Annotated in this window: 4 protein-coding genes; 1 reads left to right on the plus strand and 3 read right to left on the minus strand. The window is 73.3% G+C overall.

The annotated features are described in order from the left end of the window. Positions 1-183: 183 nt before the first annotated feature. Positions 184-906, minus strand: coding sequence for a hypothetical protein (locus tag ACTUAL_RS12160; RefSeq protein WP_096491749.1), 723 nt, complete (start codon positions 904-906; stop codon positions 184-186). A gap of 595 nt (positions 907-1,501) precedes the next feature. Between ACTUAL_RS12160 and ACTUAL_RS12165 the strand changes: the two genes are divergently transcribed. After that, on the plus strand, positions 1,502-1,708 hold the full coding sequence (locus ACTUAL_RS12165; RefSeq protein WP_012783660.1) for a cold-shock protein: 207 nt from the start codon (positions 1,502-1,504) through the stop codon (positions 1,706-1,708). Positions 1,709-1,826: 118 nt separating this feature from the next. Here the strand turns inward: ACTUAL_RS12165 and ACTUAL_RS12170 are convergent, their stop codons facing one another. Then, a complete protein-coding gene (locus ACTUAL_RS12170) occupies positions 1,827-2,204 on the minus strand; it encodes a nuclear transport factor 2 family protein (RefSeq protein ID WP_096491750.1) in 378 nt (125 codons plus the stop codon). A 118-nt stretch (positions 2,205-2,322) separates the two neighbouring features. Further along, complete coding sequence (locus ACTUAL_RS12175) at positions 2,323-4,329, minus strand: NPCBM/NEW2 domain-containing protein (RefSeq protein ID WP_440900307.1); 2,007 nt, start codon at positions 4,327-4,329, stop codon at positions 2,323-2,325. Positions 4,330-4,527: the final 198 nt, after the last annotated feature.

The raw sequence follows: 4,527 nt of genomic DNA on the forward strand, positions 1-4,527 counted from the left end.
GGGCGGTCCCGGTGCACCGGGACGGCGTGCGGGTGCTGGTGGCGTCGGGGGTGGTGCGCGCCGAGGAGCTGTGCGCGCCGGACCTGGAGCGGACCTGCGCCGAGCTGGGCATCGCGCCGAGGTGACCGGGCCGGGGTGACCGGGCCGGGGTGACCGGGCCGGGGTGACGGGGCCGCGCGGCGGTCACACCTCGTCGTGCCTGCCCGAGATGAACTCCTGCACCCGGATCTTCGCCTGGATCAACGGCCGCCGGATGCGGTTCTCCCTGCGCTCGGCGCGGCGCAGCTTCCGCGAGCCGTCCGGGTAGTGCCAGCGCGCCCACGGCGACCTCGGCCGCGCCAGGCGCAGCGCCCCGATCTGCGGCAGCAGCGGGATCAGCAGCCCGAGCAGCCCCGTCCACACCTTGCCCTTGAGCAGCGCCACGATCGCGAACCCCAGGTTCCCCAGCAGCAGCGCCACCCGCACCGGCACGCTCTCGCCGAGCACGTCGTCGTACCCGAGCGGCCGGGCGCCCAGCAGCAGCAGGCCGGTCATGCCGATCGCCAGGAACACCGCGTCGACCGACAGCCGCCCGTCCTTGGACCAGTACACGTCGCGCAGGTGCAGGATCAGCGCGAACTCGTCCAGCACCAGCGCGGCCCCGACGCCGAGCAGCGCGGCGGCGGCCAGCCGCAGCCCCACCGCCTCGTCCGGCACGGCGATCCCGGTGACCCCGCCCACCATCATGAACACCGCGCCGAACACCACGTGGTGGATGTGCGTGCCGCCGGGCGTGAAGTTGCCCGGCCACCACCGCACGCCCGCCCTGATCAGCCGGACGCTGATCCGGATGAACACGAAGGTGACCACCAGGCCGAGGAAGAAGAACATCAGCCTGGCCTGGCCGTGGTGGAGCGCGTCGAGCACCCCGCCTCACCGCCCCCCGAAGTCGTCGGAACCGGAACCCCGCTCGGGGAGCGCGCCGCCGGGTCACGCCCGGTGGTCGCGCGCGGGTGACGACCGGAGACGACCTTCACCCGGTCGGCCGAACGCGGCACTGGTGACGATCTTCCCCCGAGCAGCGGCGACCCGCCCGCGCGACCCGCCGACCGGCGTGCGCGCGCCACCGCCGCTCCCGGCCCGCCGCGTCCCACCTGCGGTGGAGCCGGATCCTCCCCCTCGCGCCCCGGCGCGGCCCGCGCGGGGTCCCCGGCACGGCCGCCGCTCACCCTGCGCGACCGGTTGACCGGTGTCGGCGCACTTCAGGCGGCGAACACCCGCTGTGACCGCCGCCACGTCGAAGGTAGCAGCGCAGAAGACCCGTCCCATCACTCGACTCACGGGGCGCAGTCGTGGTTGACTATCTGCGGTCGTACCTTTCTGTGTTCGTGTTCTCCACGCTCGCGGAACGGAAGTTGCGGGCGCCTGTCTTTCCTCTGCGGTACCGGCGGAGAAGTCGTCGCCCTGACTGACCCGGTGGTCGCAAGCGCGATCCGGCACCTGTTAGAGGAGAAGTAGCAAGATGGCAGTTCAGGGCACCGTCAAGTGGTTCAACGCGGAGAAGGGCTTCGGCTTCATCTCCCCCGACAACGGTGGCGCCGACGTGTTCGTGCACTACTCGGAGATCCAGGTCAACGGCTACCGCACGCTGGAGGAGAACCAGCGCGTGGAGTTCGAGATCGGTCAGGGCCAGAAGGGCCCGCAGGCTCAGGCCGTCCGCCCGGTCTGAACCGCGGTTCGCGGTAACTGATCTTCCGTGAGCGGGCCGCACCCCAGGTGGGGTGCGGCCCGTTCGCACGTCGTGGCCCCGAACCGCAGCCCCGAACCGCGGCCTGGGCGCCGGCCCGCTAGGACGGCTCGTCGCCGTAGAGCCGCTTCCCGACCAGGCTGGGCCCGTCGAACTCGAAGAACGCCGTGGTCCTCGCCCGGCAGGCCCGCCCCGTCCCCGGCTCGGTGCCCGCCACCTCCAGCTCCACGATCGCCGCGTCGTCCGCGTGGTGCACCCGCACGACCTCGCTGCGCAGGTCCGGCCACGCCCGCAGCGACCTGCTGTAGTAGGCCGACACCTCGGCCCTTCCCTCGTACACCTCGCCGGTCGCCGCGATCTCGTAGCGCGTCCGGTCGAACGCCGCGATCGTGGTGGCGAAGTCGCGCTCGTTCTCCGCTTCCAGGTGTTCCAGCACGATCGCCTCGCGCAGCGCCCTGAGCGCCATGGACCCGGTCATCCGCCAGTCCTCCTCACGCGTCGCGTCGGGGGTCGAGACAACACCGGCGGTGACCGCCAGTCAAGACGCCTCACCCGGACAGCAGGAGCGGTGCAGCCCGAACGTCATCCGAGGGTGATCACTCGCAGGTGGCCTTCAGGTCGCCCCAGTCACCGTGGTCGCTGTCGACGCCGTTGCCCGCGTCGGTCACCACCAGCCGCACGGTCCGCGCCCCGGTCACGTCCGCGACCAGCTCGACCGCGTCGTCCCGCGTGGTCAGCGCCCCGCTGTCGGCGACCTTCCGGTCGTCCGCCCACACCTGGAACACCACCGACCCGGCCGCGGGCTTCTCGTCGTCCACGCCCACGAACGCCGACACGCTCGTGCAGCGGCCACCGGTGAAGTACTCGACCGAGCTGGGCGCGTGCACCCCGAGGCCCTTCTCGAACACCCTCCCGTTGACCGTGAGCGGCCCGCCGTCCCCGGCCTCGGCCTCCCCGTTGCTGGTGTCGACCTCGACCGGCCCGAACCCGTTGCTCGCCCGCAGCCACGGCGCGTCGCTCAGGTACGAGGTGCCGGACGGCAACCGGTGGGGCACCACCACCTCCAGGTCCGCGCTCACCCGCCGCCCCCACCCGTACAGGTAGGCGAACAGCGCCGTCAGCCGGTACCGGCCCGGTTCGAGCCCGGCGGGCGGCAGCACCTCCCAGGTGGTGTCCACCCGGTCGCCGCCCGCGAGCACCGACCGGGCCCGCTGCCCCGTCGGCCGCACCCGCCACCCCGGTGGGACCTCCAGGTCCACCCGCGCGCCCAGCACCGGCAGCCAGCCGTTGTTGCCCAGCGAGGTGGTCACCAGCGACGGGGCGTCCGGGTCGACCAGCGGCAGCGCGCCGGGCCGGGACAGCACCGGCTCCACCCCCGCGTCCACGGAGGGCGGCAGCAGCAGCCACGCCGGTTCGGGCGTGACCCGGTAGACGACGATGCCGTGCGGCGGCACCCACGCCGTGACGTCGCCCGCCGTGTGCGCGTCGGTCCGCGCCCACACGTCACGCAGCCGGTACCCGGTCGACCGGGGGAGCCCGGCCTCGGCGGCGCTGGTCGAGATCCGCGCGGGCACGTCGTTCTCGTTGAACAGCGCCACCGCGCGCCCGCCGTCCTGCAACCGCTTCACCAGCACGTGCAGCCCGTCCTCGGACCGCACCACCCGCGCCTGCTCGCCGAGCGGGTCCTGGTCGAGCGCGATCACCTCGCGGTTGGTCAGGATCTCCACCGCCTCGGGCGCCACCGACCGCAGGTCCACGCCGATCAGCAGGGGGGCGGCCATCATCGCCCACAGGCTGAAGTGCGTGCGGCACTCCTCCGGGGTCAGGCCGCCGTTGCCGACCTCCAGCATGTCCGGGTCGTTCCACCGGTTCGGCCCGGCGTGCTCGGCCAGCGCCATGTTCGCCTTGGCGATCTCCAGCACCGAGTCCCAGCTGTCCCGGATGTCCGGGGTGGTGCGCCACAGCTGCCCGACCTCAAACGCCCACTCCCACGGCCGGTTCTCGCCCCACTCGCACACGCTCAGCACGATCGGGCGGCCGGTGGCGGCGATCGCGTCGCGCATGGCCCGGTAGCGCAGCCTCGCGTCGATCCCCTGGTTGTGGCAGTTGTCGTACTTCAGGTAGTCCACGCCCCAGGAGGCGAACAGCGCCGCGTCCTGCCGCTCGTGCCCGAGCGCGCCGGGGAACCCGCGCTCGCTGCACGTCCTGGTGCCCGCGCTGGTGTAGATGCCGAACTTCAGGCCCTTGGAGTGCACGTGGTCCACGAGCGCCTTCATGCCCTCGGGGAACCGGACCGGGTCGGGCACCAGGTCGCCGTCCGCGTCGCGCTGCGGCAGCGCCCAGCAGTCGTCGATGTTGACGTACTCGTAGCCCGCGTCCTTGAGGCCCAGGCTGAGGAACAGGTCGGCGATGCCCCGGATCATCGAGTCGGTGAACTCGGGGCCGCACTGGGTGGAGTTCCAGTTGTTGAAGCCCATCGGGGGAGTGGGGGCCAGCGCGGGCGGCCTGGTCTCCCGCGCCGCACCGGTCTCCGCCGCACCGTCGCCCGTCGTGCCGTCCTGCTCGACCGGGACGTCCCCGGTCGCGTTCGTCGACTCGTCCACTCAGCTCTCCCCGCCGGTCGTCGGAACGCCGCTCGCCGTGGCGAGGGCGGTGCTGGGAACGGCGGGCCATCTTCGCTGACGCACGCGCACTCCTCGGGGGTCCGGGTCCGGCGGCGGCGGCTCACCCGATCACACGGGCGGGGGGGGGGGCCCCGCAAGCGCGGAGCCGGGGGGCCCCGCCCCGCCCCGCGGCGCGCG

This window comes from Actinosynnema sp. (genome assembly GCF_052038725.1).